The sequence below is a fragment of the Siminovitchia fordii DSM 16014 = CIP 108821 genome, from assembly GCF_000374565.1.
GTDB lineage: Bacteria > Bacillota > Bacilli > Bacillales > Bacillaceae_C > Siminovitchia > Siminovitchia fordii.
The window spans coordinates 4,359-20,639 of the sequence record NZ_KB894723.1 but is presented as its reverse complement, the minus strand read 5'-3'; the positions used below and the strand labels follow the sequence as shown (position 1 = coordinate 20,639).

The 16,281-nt window shown below is 40.1% G+C and carries 14 protein-coding genes, 1 tRNA gene and 1 rRNA gene; 7 read left to right on the top strand and 9 right to left on the bottom strand.

Translation table 11 applies throughout. From position 1 onward, the window contains the following. Together C509_RS0122770 and C509_RS0122765 are read right to left on the bottom strand one after the other, a co-directional pair. Nucleotides 1-124, bottom strand: a 16S ribosomal RNA gene (locus C509_RS0122770); the annotation flags it as partial. A gap of 602 nt (nucleotides 125-726) precedes the next feature. Beyond that, nucleotides 727-1,602 carry a DMT family transporter gene (locus tag C509_RS0122765; protein ID WP_018709240.1) on the bottom strand — a complete coding sequence of 292 codons (876 nt, stop codon included), beginning with the start codon at nucleotides 1,600-1,602 and terminating at the stop codon, nucleotides 727-729. A gap of 102 nt (nucleotides 1,603-1,704) precedes the next feature. On the opposite strand from C509_RS0122765, the gene C509_RS0122760 reads away from it, so the two are divergent. From C509_RS0122760 to C509_RS0122750, 3 genes are all read left to right on the top strand, one after another. Further along, the gene (locus C509_RS0122760; RefSeq protein ID WP_018709239.1) at nucleotides 1,705-2,397 is read left to right on the top strand and encodes an MgtC/SapB family protein; all 693 of its coding nucleotides are present in this window, start codon (nucleotides 1,705-1,707) and stop codon (nucleotides 2,395-2,397) included. 533 nt (nucleotides 2,398-2,930) lie between these two features. Then, a tRNA-Ala gene (locus C509_RS0122755) sits at nucleotides 2,931-3,003 on the top strand. 114 nt (nucleotides 3,004-3,117) lie between these two features. Beyond that, entirely contained in the window at nucleotides 3,118-3,477 is a 360-nt protein-coding gene (locus tag C509_RS0122750) for a carboxymuconolactone decarboxylase family protein (protein WP_018709238.1), read from the top strand. Between the two features lie 298 nt (nucleotides 3,478-3,775). Here C509_RS0122750 and C509_RS0122745 read toward each other — a convergent pair whose 3' ends face one another. The 4 genes from C509_RS0122745 to C509_RS0122730 form a co-directional block, all read right to left on the bottom strand. Then, nucleotides 3,776-5,437 carry an SLC13 family permease gene (locus C509_RS0122745; RefSeq protein ID WP_018709237.1) on the bottom strand — a complete coding sequence of 554 codons (1,662 nt, stop codon included), beginning with the start codon at nucleotides 5,435-5,437 and terminating at the stop codon, nucleotides 3,776-3,778. Between the two features lie 134 nt (nucleotides 5,438-5,571). Then, nucleotides 5,572-6,291, bottom strand: coding sequence for a response regulator (locus tag C509_RS0122740; protein ID WP_018709236.1), 720 nt, complete (start codon nucleotides 6,289-6,291; stop codon nucleotides 5,572-5,574). Then, a complete protein-coding gene (dcuS, locus tag C509_RS0122735) occupies nucleotides 6,288-7,889 on the bottom strand; it encodes a DcuS/MalK family sensor histidine kinase (protein ID WP_018709235.1) in 1,602 nt (533 codons plus the stop codon). The genes C509_RS0122740 and dcuS overlap by 4 nt, the downstream gene beginning before the upstream one ends. Nucleotides 7,890-8,045: 156 nt before the next feature. Beyond that, nucleotides 8,046-8,768, bottom strand: coding sequence for a TerC family protein (locus C509_RS0122730; RefSeq protein WP_018709234.1), 723 nt, complete (start codon nucleotides 8,766-8,768; stop codon nucleotides 8,046-8,048). 144 nt (nucleotides 8,769-8,912) lie between these two features. Here C509_RS0122730 and C509_RS0122725 point away from each other — a divergent pair, with 144 nt between their 5' ends. Next, nucleotides 8,913-9,425: a DUF3231 family protein gene (locus tag C509_RS0122725; protein ID WP_018709233.1), complete on the top strand. Its 513-nt coding sequence runs from the start codon at nucleotides 8,913-8,915 to the stop codon at nucleotides 9,423-9,425. 196 nt (nucleotides 9,426-9,621) lie between these two features. Here the strand turns inward: C509_RS0122725 and C509_RS0122715 are convergent, their stop codons facing one another. The 3 genes from C509_RS0122715 to C509_RS0122705 are packed head-to-tail and all read right to left on the bottom strand — an operon-like array spanning nucleotide 9,622 to nucleotide 12,517. Next, the gene (locus tag C509_RS0122715) at nucleotides 9,622-10,317 is read right to left on the bottom strand and encodes an acyltransferase (RefSeq protein ID WP_018709231.1); all 696 of its coding nucleotides are present in this window, start codon (nucleotides 10,315-10,317) and stop codon (nucleotides 9,622-9,624) included. Continuing rightward, nucleotides 10,314-11,414 (bottom strand): Gfo/Idh/MocA family protein, encoded by a 1,101-nt coding sequence (locus tag C509_RS0122710; protein WP_018709230.1) that lies wholly within the window; start codon nucleotides 11,412-11,414, stop codon nucleotides 10,314-10,316. Before C509_RS0122710 ends, C509_RS0122715 begins: the two co-directional genes overlap by 4 nt. Beyond that, nucleotides 11,411-12,517 carry a DegT/DnrJ/EryC1/StrS family aminotransferase gene (locus C509_RS0122705; RefSeq protein ID WP_026320038.1) on the bottom strand — a complete coding sequence of 369 codons (1,107 nt, stop codon included), beginning with the start codon at nucleotides 12,515-12,517 and terminating at the stop codon, nucleotides 11,411-11,413. The genes C509_RS0122710 and C509_RS0122705 overlap by 4 nt, the downstream gene beginning before the upstream one ends. A 266-nt stretch (nucleotides 12,518-12,783) precedes the next feature. Here C509_RS0122705 and C509_RS0122700 point away from each other — a divergent pair, with 266 nt between their 5' ends. From C509_RS0122700 to C509_RS26790, 3 genes are all read left to right on the top strand, one after another. Continuing rightward, complete coding sequence (locus tag C509_RS0122700) at nucleotides 12,784-14,184, top strand: nucleotide sugar dehydrogenase (RefSeq protein WP_245542527.1); 1,401 nt, start codon at nucleotides 12,784-12,786, stop codon at nucleotides 14,182-14,184. A 113-nt stretch (nucleotides 14,185-14,297) separates the two neighbouring features. Beyond that, nucleotides 14,298-15,281 (top strand): glycosyltransferase, encoded by a 984-nt coding sequence (locus C509_RS0122695; RefSeq protein WP_018709227.1) that lies wholly within the window; start codon nucleotides 14,298-14,300, stop codon nucleotides 15,279-15,281. Between the two features lie 209 nt (nucleotides 15,282-15,490). Further along, nucleotides 15,491-16,281 (top strand): NTTRR-F1 domain (locus C509_RS26790; RefSeq protein ID WP_018709226.1); only part of this gene is annotated, 791 nt, incomplete at its 3' end.

Genomic DNA, 16,281 nt, shown 5'->3' with positions numbered 1-16,281 from the left:
CCCACGTGTTACTCACCCGTCCGCCGCTGAATCCAGAGAGCAAGCTCTCTTTCATCCGCTCGACTTGCATGTATTAGGCACGCCGCCAGCGTTCGTCCTGAGCCAGGATCAAACTCTCGTATAAGAAGTTTGTCAGCTCAAAAGCTGGCAATGGATATTATCCATTGTTTTAATCAAAATTATTGACGTTTCGTTTCGTTCAGTTTTCAAAGATCAAACTTGAAGTTGCTCTCTCGAGCAGCTTTTCTATTTTATCACACTCGCAAGATCTTGTCAACAACTTTTTGAAGTAGTTTTTCAATCTCGCTTGAGGCGACTTTTATATCTTATCATCCGCTAGACAATCTGTCAACTTCTTTTTTGAAATTTATTTTAAGATGTTTATTTCTCTAAAGATGTTTAATTTCTCTATCGGACAGGTAATAATATATCACAGCATTTTAGGAGATGCAATAGTTTTTTATAAAAAATTTATCTTTTCATCTTCTCCATACTCAGCACATAAATATAATAGCAAACATCTATTTAATTTGGAAGGTGATTATCATTTTAACTAGCATTGCTCTCACTATTTCTTTCTTAATGGCTCTTTATCTATTTTCCTATTCATATATCGAGGCGTTGCGAATTAGCAACTCAGATGAAAAAGTTGAAGCAGGGACTTTTATTTTCATGTCCTGTATGGCATTTGTTTTTTCTGGCTTTACTTATATGTTCATTTAAAGATCATCCTCTTTTATCTTTACCGATAAATAGTGAGACACCAAAGATGATGATCATACCACCTGCTATTTGGGTAAAGTAGATTTTTTCCCCAAGAAAGATATATGCAAGTATTGTCGCACCTACCGGCTCAAATAATATAGCCATCGAAATGACTGTTGTACTGATCCATTTTAAAGCCCAATTAAACACCGAATGGCCAAGCAGGTTAGGTAAAATGGCCAGTAGTAAAAAATAGATCCATTCTGATGGAGGATAAGGATACAGTTGCCCCTGTGTCAAGAATATGTACACCAGTAAGACAAATGCACTAAATAAATAAACGAAAAATGTATATGTCATCAACGAAAGCCTCTGCCTGATCATTTGGCCGATCAACAAGTAGGCAGTAATAAGAGCACAGGCTGCCAGTGCCAGCATATCTCCAAACAAGGCGCTGCCGCTTATATGAAAGTCTCCCCAACTGATAATAATACTCCCGATGACGGCAATACCAGCAGAAGCGATCGCTTTGAAAGAAAATCTCTCTTTAAAGAATATAAACGCACCAAAGAACGCAAATAGCGGCTGCAATGTTACAAGGACAGTCGAACTTGCAACGGATGTGTATTCAAGCGATTCAAACCAAAGAATAAAATGAAATGAAAGAAAAATTCCAGCCATCGCTGAATAGAGCCAATCTTTTTTCGATACGCCTTTAAGTTCTTTCGTATATTTTTGAAAAAAGACAGGCGCCATGATCAAAATCGAGAACAACATTCGATAAAAAGCAATCACTCCAGCTTCAGCCGCAGACAGCTTGACGAAGATGGCGGAAGTTGAAATGGAGATGACGGCTAGGATAACGGCTCCATATGGATTGATTTTCGGTGTTTCCATTTAATATCTTTCCTTTATAGGTTGCTTATACAATATAATAAAGTATATTAATCATTTTTTTCATTTCCAAATCAATTCATATAAAAGACAGGAGAGATGATAATGGAAATGATGGATATGGAATTGCTTATAAAATTATGTATATCTGCAGCCCTTGGATTAGTGATCGGGCTGGAGAGAGAATTAAAAAGAAAACCTCTCGGTCTAAAAACCAGTCTTGTCATATCAATCATAAGTTGTCTTTTAACGATTGTCTCTATTGAATCGGCTTATCTCTTTCCTGGAAGCGATGAAGTCAGGATCCAAATGGACCCGCTCCGTCTTGCCGCGCAAATTGTGTCAGGAATCGGTTTTCTGGGGGCTGGCGTCATATTGAGACGCGGGAATGACCATATATCCGGACTAACGACAGCTGCCATGATATGGGGAGCTGCTGGGATCGGAATAGCTGTGGGAGCCGGCTTTTATATCGAAGCCTTTGCAGGGGTTGTGCTTCTTATTATCAGTGTGGAGTTTATCCCTTTTGCTCTAACAAAAATAGGGCCGAAAAAACTTTTAAAAAGAGATCTTCTCATTAAAATAACAGTAAATGAAAGGGAAAGTGTGGAGCATGTCCTTTTAAATTTGAAAAAAGAGAAAATCCAAATTACACACATGCGGATTAAAGACTTGAGGGAAAAATCTGCTCACTTATTGGAGTTAAAGACACGAGTCAACGCAAAGAGATCCGTGACAAATATTTATTATACGATCTCCCACATGAAAGAGGTGCAAGAAATAGAAATAATCAGCTAATTATTTCTCAATCCTTATCATCGGTACACATTATCTCTTCAAGAACTTTGGTATATTATGCAGTATCCGCCAGTAAAAACCTTTAGTTTCACAAGTTGCTCCAACAAGAGCCTATTTGAAGTGCATAGTGAGCACCGGATTTGTTCATTTGAGTAATCATAGAAATAATAGGCAGTTAAAGTTATCATGGAGAGTGTATGGTGATTTCATGAAAATCCTAAACATTTTCGTTACTTCTATAAACCTGAAGCATACTCTCGCTTTTATACCGAAGGAAGAAGCACCTTTCCCATACGCTGGTTGATTCTCTAAGCACCTTTAAAAATAACGATACCCGGACAGTACTGGGATAAAAAGATAAATACCAAATTAAATCTATGTTCCCCGCCCAGTTCAATCAATTGATTTGCTTTTTCATAGAAACCAGAACTCCCTGATGTTTAAAATTGCTATCCAAAAATATAAATAATTTATTAAAATTTCTCTTGCATTTTTAATATAAGTTTATATAATAGAATATGTGTTCAATTAACGGGGCATTAGCTCAGCTGGGAGAGCGCTTGCATGGCATGCAAGAGGTCAGCGGTTCGATCCCGCTATGCTCCATCTAACGTAACCCTGCATCTTTTTTAGAAGATGTAGGGTTTTTTTGTTGTCATAAATATTTCGTATGAACTTCACTCTAAAAAGTCATACTATTCTCCGAAAGGAGATTGAGTCATGGAAGAACAAAGTTTTTCAGAAGCTGCGTTACAGGAATATAAAAATGGCATTGGAATTTTTACCAAGAAAATGCCTAAATTAGCCGAAGCCTATAATCAATTCACACAGACATGTTTTGAAGAAGGGATGCTATCACAAAAAGAAAAACAGATGATTGCACTCGGAATAAGCCTCTATGCTCAAGACGAATATTGTATTATCTATCACACCAAGGGATGCCTCGATCAAGGATGCACCGAAGAAGAGATACTGGAAACGGTTGGCGTGGCTGCCGCTTTCGGAGGTGGTGCGGCAATGAGCCAGGCTGTAACGCTTGTTCAACAGGCAATGGAAGAATTAAAAGAACCCCCCCATTAGACAGGTGTATACTAAAGTACAAGCGCTTGTTTATAGTAGTACAGATTGAAATTCCTTTTAACTTATTTTAGGACGCTCCAGCTTGGATGGTCTCGTATGTTAATTACTCGAGATGACGTGTACAGTTATCTATGATGCTCGTCGAAGCTCCTTAATTACGATGGTCGAAAGAGGAGATGGTCCGAAAGTCTGAAACTATGCGCTCCATTAAAAATAAGTTATTTATACAAGTAAATGAATTCCCTTTACTACAAAAATAAGCTGTCCTGCAAAGAGGACAGCTTTTTCGAATACATTTTTATTTAAATACCGCAGGATATACGGTTAAATCCACTCCCCATAAAACAGGCAGTATCAGAAATACAAATGCGACAATTAAAATCAAAACGAATATATTGACCCAAAAACCGGCCCTAATCATTTCTATGATCTTTAGTTTCCCGGTTCCAAACATGATTGCATTCGGCGGTGTTCCGACAGGCATCATAAATGCACAATTGGCCGCCATGGCTGCGGGGACCATCAGAGCAAAAGGATGAACATTGATTGCCAAGGCAAGCGAAGCTAAAACTGGCAGAATCATTGTAGCTGTCGCAGTATTGGATGTAAATTCTGTCAAACCAAGCACAAGGGCTGTAGAAAGGAGAATGATCAGTATGAAATGGACTCCTTGCAAAACAGTCAGTTGGGTTCCCATCCATTCAGCGAGACCGGTCTCAATAAAACCTCCGGCTATGGATAATCCCCCTCCAAATAATAACAATATTCCCCATGGGATATCTTTTGCGCTGTCCCACTCAAGCAGGCGCCCTTTCCCTTTTCGGGTTGGAATCAGAAAAAGTATAACTGCAGCAAGAATAGCAATTAATGTATCTGAAAGTGTGGTGATGCCAAAGAGATTTTCCCACAGGAATGTTCTGGATATCCACATGAACGCTGCGAAAAGAAACACGAGCAGTACCATTGTTTCTTCAAAAGTCATTTTACCCAACGATGTTTTTTCCTTCTCAATCAGATCTTTCCCACCCGGCAGTTCTTTCATCTTGACAGGAAAAGCAACCTTGATGATATAAAACCAAGTCGAAATGATCATGATGATAACAACCGGCGTTGCAAACATCATCCAGTCCGCAAAAGAAATTTGCACATCAAAAAGCTTGTTGATTGTTGCGGCCAAAATGATATTAGGAGGAGTTCCGATCAGCGTACCAAGACCACCAATCGTTCCAGCATAACCAATCGCCAAAATGACGCCCTTCTCGAAGTTTCGGTAATCATCCGGGTCTGTCTTGCTTGTCCCCTTCATAGCCGCAGCAGCCTGGTACACAATAGCGGTTCCAATGGGTATCATCATCATGACCGCAGCAGTATTGGAGACCCACATCGATAAAAACCCTGTTGCAATCATGAAACCCAACACAATTCTTTGTACATTTGTTCCGATAAGTGAAATGATTGTCAATGCAATCCGCTTATGCAGATTCCATTTCTCCATGGCGATGGCAATAAAGAAACCGCCTAAAAATAAAAAGATGATCGGGTCCCCATATGAAGCGGTTACATCAGACCCGTCCATGGCCCCCGTCATTGGCAGCAAGATAATCGGAAGCAATGAAGCAGCCGGGATTGGAATGGCTTCGGTAACCCACCATGTTGCTACCCATAATGTAACAGCAAGCACTGACTTGCCTTCGGCACTCAATCCTTCAGGTGCAAAAAATAATTGAGTCAGAATAAATAATAATGGTCCTAAAATCAAACCAATTTTTTGCGGCATTCTATAGGAGCCGGGCCCTTTACCGTCCCCTTTTTGCTGATCAGCCCTTACATTTTGTTCTGTTTTTCTTTTATATTTATCGTCAGTTTTTTTTCTGGGCATTGCAAACATCAATAGATCTTTGGTTTGCTGATGTAATTTCCACAGAGTCTCCCATGCTGATCGTATATGTAGTCTTTCCATCGTCACCGTCCCCCTTATCACATTAATTAAAAAAAGCGTTTTCATTGATACCAGGACCATATTACATGCAATTTTACCAATAATGAAGTCTGTTAAATTAATTTAAAAGTTATGTAAGTAAAGTAAATGAATGTTCATCTAATGTACTGATTGATCACTTCCATATTTTCTTTTCTCAGGCAATACTTGTTTGCAGGACGCCCTTTTGTTCCATACTCTACCCTTTTTTCCAAAAATTGAATCTCCGATAAAAAACTTAAATACTTTCCCATGGAAACCCTTGATATTCCCACTTCTCCTGCAAGCTCATCCGTTGAGAAAAAATGATCATTCTTTTTTAAGATCCTTTTTGTTATCTTCTCCAATGTCGCTTTCGTTAACCCTTTCGGAATATCAGCCGAGCCTGGAGTGCTTCCTTCCCTTTTGAATAACTGATCGATTTCTGCCTGCTGTAGCTTCTCCTTCTGCTCATTTAACAATTGCTTATTTTTCTTATATTTTATTAATGAATCAGAAAATCGACCAAATTCAAACGGCTTGATTAAATAATCGACGACTCCCAGATGCAAGGCCGACTGAATGATATCAATATCGTTGGCAGCAGTAATGATAATGACATCTATCTCCTCTCTTTTCGCTCTGATTTGAGATAACAGTTCCACCCCAAGTTCACCGGGCATGTAAATGTCCAACAGCAATAGGTCAATATTGTTGTTTTCCAGCATTTTCAATGCTTCCTTGACATTTGATGCAATTCCGGAACATGTAAATCCAGACACAGCTTCTAAATATTTTTTGTTTATTTCTGCGACCATCGGGTCATCTTCAACGATTAAAACATTGATCAAAATCATTCACCTTCTTCTATATAGGGAAACTTCACTATGAATAAAGTGCCTGTTGCTTCATCGGATTCAAAATTGATTGTGCCACCAAGCATCCGGACACTTTGCTGAACATTAAATAATCCAAATCCTTTATTGGGACCTTTAGTGGACTCCGCTTTTTGAAAAATATTGCTCCTTATTCTCTCATGGATTCCTTTTCCATTATCTTTTACCTTAATGGTGCAGGTCGCTCCATCATAATTAATACTGACCGCAACATGTTTTTCGGCATTTACCTTTACGGCATCAAACGCATTGTCTATTAAGTTGCCCAAAATTGTAATCATATGGTGGGCTGTATTTGGATCGGCCGCCACCGGCAAAGGAAAGTTTGATGACAACGTCAGCTTGACTTGATTTTCCCTTGCATAACTTCCTTTACTCAGCAAAAAGCCCGCTATTACAGGATCCTTCACAATCTTAGACACAGACCCGGTTTCTGATTGATAAAGCTTTGTTTGTTTCCTCAAATATTTTTCCAGCCCGTCATATTCCTTGAGGTGTACCATCCCAGTGATGACATGCAGTACATTCATAAATTCATGCGTTTGGGCGCGCAAGGCATCTGCATAAGTGCGAACCCCTGTAAGTTGCTCAGCTAACGCCTTGATCTCAGATTTATCCCTAAATGTAGAAATGGCTCCTACAATCTGCCCGTTCACTTTCACCGGCACCCTGTTAACAAGTATAGGCAGACCGTTGATATCACTTTCCTGGTCGTATTCAGGCTTGTCAGACTGCAAAATTCTTATCAACCGGCTGACTGGCAGATACTCATCAACCTTTTTCCCTACCGGATCAGATGGGAGGCCTGCTTTTTGAAAAATCCTTACCGCTTCTGCGTTGGCCACCACAATGGTGTGTTTTGGATTCACAGCAATGATCCCTTCCCTGACCGATTCGAGCATTGCGTTTCTTTCCTCCAGTAAATTGGCAATTCTGTACGGTTCAAGCCCAAATAAAACTCGATTGATTCTTCTTGCCAAGTAAACAGCGCCCATGACGCCCATTAATATCCCGACACCCATTCCGGCATAAATGACATACTGACTTCTTCTAACTGCTTCTTTAACATTTTTAAGGGAAATCCCAACTGAAACAGCTCCGATCTGCTCCCCTTCATCATCGTAAACAGGGTGGAATGCACGAAGGGAGAGGCCTAGTGTCCCTTCGGCTATAGATGTATATTTGTTTCCTTTTAAGGCAGGAATTTCATCTCCACCAACGAATGGCTTCCCAACCAATTCAGCGTTCGGGTGGGTCTTCCTATTTCCATCCATGTCCATCACAACGATAAAAAGTATGTCTGTATCCTGCCTGATTTTCTTTGTGAAATTTTGAGCATCCTTGTTTTGTGCTTTTCCTTCTAAAGTTTCTTTAATGAGTGGAACTTCACTGACCGTCTGCGCAATTCCCATCGCTTTTTCCGACTGGTGCGATTCAATATTATGGGCAGTCGCATTAGCCAAAAGGAACCCTGTTGCTGATAGAGCAGCAATAACTACGGTAACCACAAAAATGATAGTGACGTTTTGTAGTGATATATATCTTTTGCCGAAGTTCATGATTTCCTCCGCTTTACACTGACATTTACCGCCTCGTATGATTATCATTTCGCACAATAATCATGTCTTTTTCACAATTGCTGATACTAATGTTCGAATTGTGCATACTACTTTTCCATTGAAAAGGCCGGCATGACGCCGGCCGCTTTTGTTCTATTAAGTAGAATGCCTTACTTTCTCTTTGGCTTGTCCTCGTTTGTTTACAAGATATCCTGCCAACAGAATGAATACGGTGATTCCACCGGTAACGGTATAAGCCTCTAACTTATTGGATATATCCGTTATGCTTTGGATGTATTCGTCCCTTAAGATCATCTCCCCGGCTGTCCAGGCCAAGTTACCCGAACCAATATAAGCGATCCAGCCAAATCTATCCATGGCTTTCACAATAAAAACCGACCCGTATATCATAACGGGGATACTAATTGCCACTCCAATGGCCACCATTACGATGTGTCCATTTGCTGCCCCCGCAACTGCCACAACATTGTCCAGGCTCATGACAACATCTGCCAAGATGATGGTACCCACCGCTTTAAGAAAAGAGTTATGAGCCGAAATAGCTGTTGCATCTTCCCCGCCACCGATAAGCACTTTGAAAGCAATCCAAAGGAGGAGCATCCCCCCTACAAGGTCAACAAAAGGAATTTTTAACAGCCAGACAATGAGCACGGCAAATAAGATTCTTAAACCCACTGCACCTGCAGTTCCCCAAACAATCGCTTTATTGCGCAATTCCTTGGGAAGATTCCTTGTCGCCATGGCAATGACAACGGCATTATCTCCCGAAAGGACTATATCAATTGCAATGATTTTCAATAGAGCAATCATTGCCGCTGAAGAAATCGTGATACCAAATATAGTAGCAGCCATATCCATATAGCTTCCTTCTTTCCATAAGATACTTAATTATATCATAGGCTTTGGACGGAATTAAATCTAACATCAACAACCGTATATCTTTTCTTCCTATCCATAAACTATTAACCGTTAAAGAAAACATTTGGAAAGCGAGGAAATACTATGGGCATCTTGAGTGGAATTCCCAAAAATGAACCGATGCATTACGGAGAGGTTTTTGCCATTTGGACTGCATATTCCAGCTGTAAAACAATGGCTGCGGAGTATCAAACACTTCTTAACCATGCCGGAGATGGAGAGTTGCAAGAGCTCCTGAAAGAGGCCATCGAAATATCACAGAATGACAGCAGGGAATTAGAGGTTTATTTAAAAGAGAATGGTGTCTACCTTCCTCCAGCACCTCCGGAACGGCCGAAAGCAGACTTAGAGGACATACCGGCAGGAGCCAAATTTTACGACCAGGAAATCGGAGCCAAACTGACACTTGATATTACTGCAGGCTTGGTCGCTTGTAGTCAGGCAATGGGAATGTCCATCAGGGAGGACATCGCGATGACATTTGGCCAAATGCATGTAAAAAAAGCACAGTTGGGCTTAAAAGTTTTACGGTTAAATAAGGAAAAGGGATGGCTTATCCCGCCTCCTTTACATTTAGCTGTACCTGAGAAAGAGTAATTATCCATGAAGGCAGGGCTATCGCCTTGCCTCTGGCTTGTAAGCAGGATTTTTTTCCTCTGTGCCATTTTCGAACCTTCCCTTCAGCATCCCTAATGGATTTAATATCGGGCTGATTTCCACTAAAGATGACGACAACTACAAATAAAATACCCCCCGCTGAATTCCAGGGAGTATGGATCAAAGCAGTCATTAGTCATCTGTGGATTGGTCTGGCAGGGTTGCCAACGACTACTTCATTTGGTTTTACATCTTTTGTAACAACTGCTCCTGCACCAACTGTTGCTTTTTCCCCAATGATTATACCGGGCAAAATAGATGCATTGTTCCCTACTTTCGCCCCTTTCCTCAGAATAGGACCTTTCAACTCTCCATTTCGAGTGCCAATATATTTATCATTCGATGTGGAGAGGCATGGTCCAATAAAAACGTAATCTTCAATCACCATATAGGCTGTAACATATGAACTTGTTTGAATTGTGGCATATTGACCGATTTGGGTATTGTTTTCGACCATTACATTCCTGCCAACAATACTATTATTTCCAATTGTAACTTTTTCTCTGATAGCAGCGAGATCACCAATCAAAACACCATCCATAATAGTGGTTCCCCGATATATAACACATTGACTACCGATTTTCACATCATCGCCGATAACCAATGAGGATAAATATTTGGGAGGCTTTCTTGCCATTTTCTTGTTTGCTACAGGGGTTTGACCCAATATAGAGTGATCATTAATGGTAACATTGTTGCCAATTCGGGAATCTTCCTTTATGACAACATGATGGCCGATTGTGACATTATCACCAATCACGGCATTCCTTTCAATGATGACATACTCGCCTATTTTTACATTGGATCCCATCTTTACCGTTCTATCAATCATTTTTCATCCTCCTGGGATTCCTCTCTCAGGATACTCTTATCGTCTTTCATGTCAATTGTGGAAAAATACTCCACAGGAACCGACACAGGTTGCTTCCTTTTACTTGATTCATATAAAGCAAAAATAGCTTCCAAAGCCTTTTTCCCTTCCTTTGCTGACAGGGCATTTGGTGTTTTTTTCGAGATAACATCAAAAAAACTTCTGTACATCCAGTAGTGATCATCCGATTTATCACTAATTTTCTTCAATTCCTCCCCAATATGTGGGAGACCTTCGATATAGCAATGATGGATCTCATTGAAACCCGGTCCTCCAATACAGATAGAGCCTTTTTGGGCAAAAACAGACAAATAGTATCCTTGATTCTTAGGCTTTGTAATGGTGTTTGCTTCAATGAATCCTTTTGCCTTATTTTTAAATGAAATGACCCCACAGGCAATATCTTCAGTTTCCTTTTCTGTTACCCATGAGGCAATTTCCCCATAAACAGATTGAATATCACCCAATAGCCAAATCAATAAGTCAATAAGGTGGATCCCTTGATTCACAAGCATGCCGCCATCACTTTCCCAGGTTCCTTTCCAGTTTGAGGACTTGTAGTAATCCAAGGAACGATGAAGTCTCAATGAAACAGTTCCCATATAAGGTACTCCCAATAGACCTTCTTTCAATATTTCTTTCATTTTTTTCATCAAAGGGCGGTGACGGAGCTGATGACATATAAAAACCTCTTTCTTGAGATCATCTGCCAATTGAATGACTTCATTCGCCCCTTGCATCGACAAAGCCAGCGGTTTTTCAACAATGACATGCTTCCCATGCTTTAACGCCTCTTTAGTCATTGTGGAATGCAAACTGGAGATAACGGATATGATGACAACATCAATCCGCCTGTCCATCAGCAGATCTTGATACTTTTCATAAAAAGAAATCGCACAATCACTCTTTCGTTCTTTTTGATACAAGGCCGCAGTTTCCTTCATTTTCTCAAGTTCAATATCACAGACAGCAATTAGTGAAAATCCTCTGATCCTGGATAATGTTTGAACATGTTTATGCGCAATATAACCGCAGCCGATCAGTCCAACCCGAATCATTGCCCGCTCACCTCAAAATTTCTCAAAGCGGATATGACTTGATCCTGCTCTTCTATTGTCATGGTTGGAAATAGTGGAATGGCAAATAATCTGTCTGACAATAATTCTGCATTGGGGAAATCCCCTTTTCTATACCCAAGGGACGCATATGCTTCTTGCAGATGAATACAGCGTGGATAATAAATCCCTGTTTGAATCTCGGCTTCATTTAAACAGTCGATCATTTCTTTTCTATATTCAGATTGAACACAAAACAAGTGATACACATGAGTGGTATGCTCTATTGCAGGTGGCATTGTCAGACATACTGTATCTTTTAATTCTTTCAAATATCGTTTGGCTAATACTCTTCTTTTTTCATTCCAGCTATCAATGTATTCAAGACAAATCAATAGAATGGCCGCATGAAGTTCATCAAGACGACTGTTATAACCAATCTCACTATGAAAATATTTCTGTGTACTTCCATGTGCCCTTAATGCCCTAATTCTTTTCGCCGCTTTTTTATCAGAAGTTACAATAACTCCCCCGTCACCTATTGTCGATAAGTTTTTTGTTGGAAAAAAAGAAAAACAAGCTGCATTTCCCAAGCTCCCTACTTCTTTTCCTTTATACTTTGCTCCAAATGCCTGACAGGCATCCTCGATGACAACAAGACCATGCTCTGCTGCAATTGAATTGATTTCATCCATGGCAGCAGGCTGCCCAAATAGATGGACCGGCAAGATGGCCTTGGTAGCAGATGTAATTTTTTCATTTATTTTTAACGGATCGATATTAAATGTCTCATCAATGTCGACAAAAACAGGAGTGGCTCCTACTCTAGAAATTGCCTCCGCTGTGGCAAAAAATGAAAATGGCGTTGTAATGACTTCATCACCCATTCCAATTCCATACGAGTGAAGGGTAAGCACTAGAGCGTCCGTTCCATTCGCAACCGCAATAGCATCAGAAACTCCCAAACGCCCCGCAATTTCATTCTCAAGTTCGGTGACATGCGGCCCTAAGATATACTTGCCACTCACTAAAACTTCGTTTATTTTATTTATGATTTTATCTTGAATAAAGGTTAACTGGCCTTTCGGATCTGTAATTGGGATCATATCCCATCCTCCCATGCTCTTAGTTTTCTTTCCTCCTCTTGGTTAATTTACTCCTTACTTTCTTGCAACAACACGGCTCTACTCCATATATATAAAAATGTGCCACTGTTGATGACCGTGGTGCTTATTCCTAAACCAGCCATACAAATAACAGAAATAAGTGAGATATCTACGATTGTGGGGTCGCCTTTTTTTCTATTAAAGCTTGGCACCTCACATCCATGTTGCATATATAGTTAATAATTTCTTTGAAAGGAACATTAATAGTGGAAACTCGACTAGATATGCATCATTCAAAATTCAAAAAAGAGGTAGAACAAGGCAGACAAAGTGAGAGTATTGGTCAAGCGTGCTCCCCTCATTCGGATATAGATAATGAAAAGGATCAACACATGGAGAATAAACAAAAAGTGGGTGTGGTTGGCCTTGGTTATGTAGGACTTCCTGTAGCAATCGGATTTTCGGAAAAATACAGCGTGGTCGGATTTGATATCGATAAACAGAAAATTGACTTTTTAAACAGTCATGTAGACCCAACGGGACAAATCTCAAGTGAAAAATTAAGAGAAGCTGCCATCGAATTTGTCCACGAAGAACGTAAACTGAAGGATTGCAATTATATCATTGTGGCGGTTCCAACTCCCATCACTACTACAAAAGATCCAGACTTATCCTATCTTAAAGATGCTTCAGCCATTATCGGGAGAAACCTTGCTCCGCAAACAATCGTCGTTTATGAATCAACTGTATTTCCTGGAGCTACAGAAGAAGTTTGCATCCCCATTTTAGAAGAGTACTCCAAGTTAAATTCTGGAATTGATTTCTTTGTCGGCTATTCCCCGGAAAGAATTAATCCCGGAGACAAGGAGCATACTTTTAAGACGATTCCTAAGGTCATATCTGGCCAAAACAAATATGCGTTAGAAAAGATATATGAATTTTACAATGAAGTAATTGACGCAAACATTTATAAAGCTCCATCCATTAAAATTGCAGAGGCTTCAAAAATTGTTGAAAACACCCAACGGGATATCAATATAGCTTTCATGAATGAACTCTCTCTGATATTTGACAGATTAAACATTGATACTTATGACGTTCTTGCTGCATCAAAAACAAAGTGGAACTTTATCCCCTTATCTCCAGGCTTGGTCGGTGGGCATTGTATCGGAGTAGATACCTACTATTTAATCCACAAAGCAAAATTGGAAGGGTATTACCCGAGCTTACTTTGTGAAGCTAGGAAAACCAATGATTTTATGCCCGAATACATCATCCAATCTTTAATGCAGTTAATGATATCGGAAAAACTGACTGTGCAAGAAACCTTAATCACTATTTTAGGTATCACCTTTAAAGAGAATATTCCTGATCTAAGGAATTCCAAATCTTTGGAGATGGTTCGAAAACTTCAAGATCTTGGTCTCTCACTGCAAGTTTGCGATCCGAATGTTTCCAATGATCAACTGAAAGATACGGATATTCAGTTAAAATCATTCAACCGACTTGAAAAATCAAACATTGTTATTTTAGCAGTACCCCATAAGGAATTTAAAACGGCTGATTTAAATGCCTTATTTAAAAAGAATAATGGAATTTTAATGGATCTAAAGGGAGTTGTTCCTAAAGATGCCCTCTGCAAAAACATCCAGGTTTGGAGGCTATGATGGCAAGGGAATACATCCCCTTTATTTTTTTCATTTTATAGAGACTAAACACAAATGAGGGCTTTTTGCCATACAGATAACTATTATGAAAAGAGTTAAAGGTGGTAAGGATCATGAATAAGAGATCCAAAATTCTGGTGCTTGTAAAACCCTTTTGGGTTTATCCTAAACATAAAGTAAAGAGAGACATATTTGAGGCCCTTGAAAAATATGCTGATATCTATTATTGGTATAAAAATGGCCATATAAAAGATATTTTAAGGGTATTAAATATCAAACCTGATTTTATTTTTCATTACGATATCGCCTGGAATTTTATCATGTCTCCAAAAATTGAAGGTTTAGCCGATATAGACATTCCAACCGGCTGCTTTGTCATCGACCTTCATTGGCAGGCAGATGCAAGGATTCAATATTTCCAAGAAAACAAAATTGATCTCATTTTTTCTGCCACGAAATATCCATTTCTTAATACGTTCCCTCAATTCAGTGATAAATTCCGCTGGCTGCCTTGGTCTGTAAATCCCGCAATTATGAAAGATTATGGATTAGAAAAGGATATTGATCTATTGCTTATGGGATTAGTATACATCGATAATAACGCACATGGCATTCATAAGTTTCCAAAAGCTATGCCGCCAAAAGGAAGGTATGAATTCAGAGACACTGTTTTCTCAAAGATGAAAGATAAGCCGGGATTTGTCTATCATCCCCATCCTGGACATCTTGCTAGTCAATCCGATCAGTTAATCGTGAATGAAAGTTTTGCAAAAGAACTTAACCGATCTAAAATTTTTTTCACATGTGGCGGACGCCTTAAAATGGGCAAGGTAGCTGTTCTAAAGTTCTTTGAGGCACCTGCCTGCAAAACGTTGCTTTTAGCTGAACCGAACGATGATATTTATGACTTGGGATTCGTTGACAAACAAAACTTTGTAGCGTGTACCGTTAATGATTTTGAGGAAAAAGCGGAATATTATCTAACCAATGACCAAGAACGATTAAGAATTACAGAAAACGGGTTTCAATTTATCCATCAGCACCACACCCATGACGAACGCGCAAAACAAATGCTGAGAGACATAAATGCATTATAACATTCGTAATTCTTTTCTCCTTTTCGTATCTGTTGAGAACCAGCACTTTTCATGAGTCTACAGTCCTCAATCTATCATTATACTAATATCCTCCCAATTAATTGTGTATTTATTCTAGCTAAACCGCCTGAACAAGCATTATTCCCTCACATAGTATATTGAGAGTTCAATCAGAAGGTTGAACTACTTTCTCAAAAGGAGGGGATACCTTGTCTGTTACTAACTTAATTAACAACGGAGGATTCGAGACCGGAACTTTGGGAGGTTGGACAGCCAATAATACGTCAATTACAACCTCTCATACCCATACGGGTCAATATGCTGCTGTGTTTAATCAGGGATTCGTAGCATCCTCCCTCACACAAACTGTACCAATAAGTCCAAATCAAAGTTATTTATTGAAAGTTTCTTTGGCCTCACAGGGCTCTAATCAGATTATCCTGCGCGTTATTTATTTAAATGAAAATAACGTAGAAGTTGGAACAGGGTTGGATATTAACGTTCCGTTCGGTCAGTTATTTCCAGTTTCCATTTACGAAAATTGGAAGGAAATCTACCAAGTGACTGAACCTGCGCCATCTACAGCGACAAAAGCAAGAGTTGAAATTATTAAACCAGGTAATTTGAGTGCTATGTTTAGAGTAGTAATTGATGATGTAGTTTTATTAGAGTTTGAAGGATCAGATGGTGTTCCTGGACCTACGGGGCCTGCCGGACCTGCTGGACCTACGGGACCTGCCGGCGCTGACGGAGCTACAGGACCTGCTGGACCTACAGGACCTACGGGACCTGCCGGCGCTGACGGAGCTACAGGACCTGCCGGACCTACAGGACCTGCCGGACCTACAGGACCTGCCGGACCTACAGGGCCTGCCGGACCTGCTGGACCTACAGGACCTACGGGGCCTGCCGGACCTACGGGACCTGCTGGACCTACAGGACCTGCCGGACCTACGGGACCTGCCGGCGCTGACGGAGCTACCGGACCTGCTGGACCTAC

Excerpts from the sequence above, each read along its gene's own strand:
- C509_RS0122765 (WP_018709240.1), bottom strand. The coding sequence starts at position 1,602 with ATGGAAACACCGAAAATCAATCCATATGGAGCCGTTATCCTAGCCGTC.
- C509_RS0122760 (WP_018709239.1), top strand. The coding sequence starts at position 1,705 with ATGGAAATGATGGATATGGAATTGCTTATAAAATTATGTATATCTGCA.
- C509_RS0122750 (WP_018709238.1), top strand. The coding sequence starts at position 3,118 with ATGGAAGAACAAAGTTTTTCAGAAGCTGCGTTACAGGAATATAAAAAT.
- C509_RS0122745 (WP_018709237.1), bottom strand. The coding sequence starts at position 5,437 with ATGGAAAGACTACATATACGATCAGCATGGGAGACTCTGTGGAAATTA.
- C509_RS0122740 (WP_018709236.1), bottom strand. The coding sequence starts at position 6,291 with ATGATTTTGATCAATGTTTTAATCGTTGAAGATGACCCGATGGTCGCA.
- dcuS (WP_018709235.1), bottom strand. The coding sequence starts at position 7,889 with ATGAACTTCGGCAAAAGATATATATCACTACAAAACGTCACTATCATT.
- C509_RS0122730 (WP_018709234.1), bottom strand. The coding sequence starts at position 8,768 with ATGGATATGGCTGCTACTATATTTGGTATCACGATTTCTTCAGCGGCA.
- C509_RS0122725 (WP_018709233.1), top strand. The coding sequence starts at position 8,913 with ATGGGCATCTTGAGTGGAATTCCCAAAAATGAACCGATGCATTACGGA.
- C509_RS0122715 (WP_018709231.1), bottom strand. The coding sequence starts at position 10,317 with ATGATTGATAGAACGGTAAAGATGGGATCCAATGTAAAAATAGGCGAG.
- C509_RS0122710 (WP_018709230.1), bottom strand. The coding sequence starts at position 11,414 with ATGATTCGGGTTGGACTGATCGGCTGCGGTTATATTGCGCATAAACAT.
- C509_RS0122705 (WP_026320038.1), bottom strand. The coding sequence starts at position 12,517 with ATGATCCCAATTACAGATCCGAAAGGCCAGTTAACCTTTATTCAAGAT.
- C509_RS0122695 (WP_018709227.1), top strand. The coding sequence starts at position 14,298 with ATGAATAAGAGATCCAAAATTCTGGTGCTTGTAAAACCCTTTTGGGTT.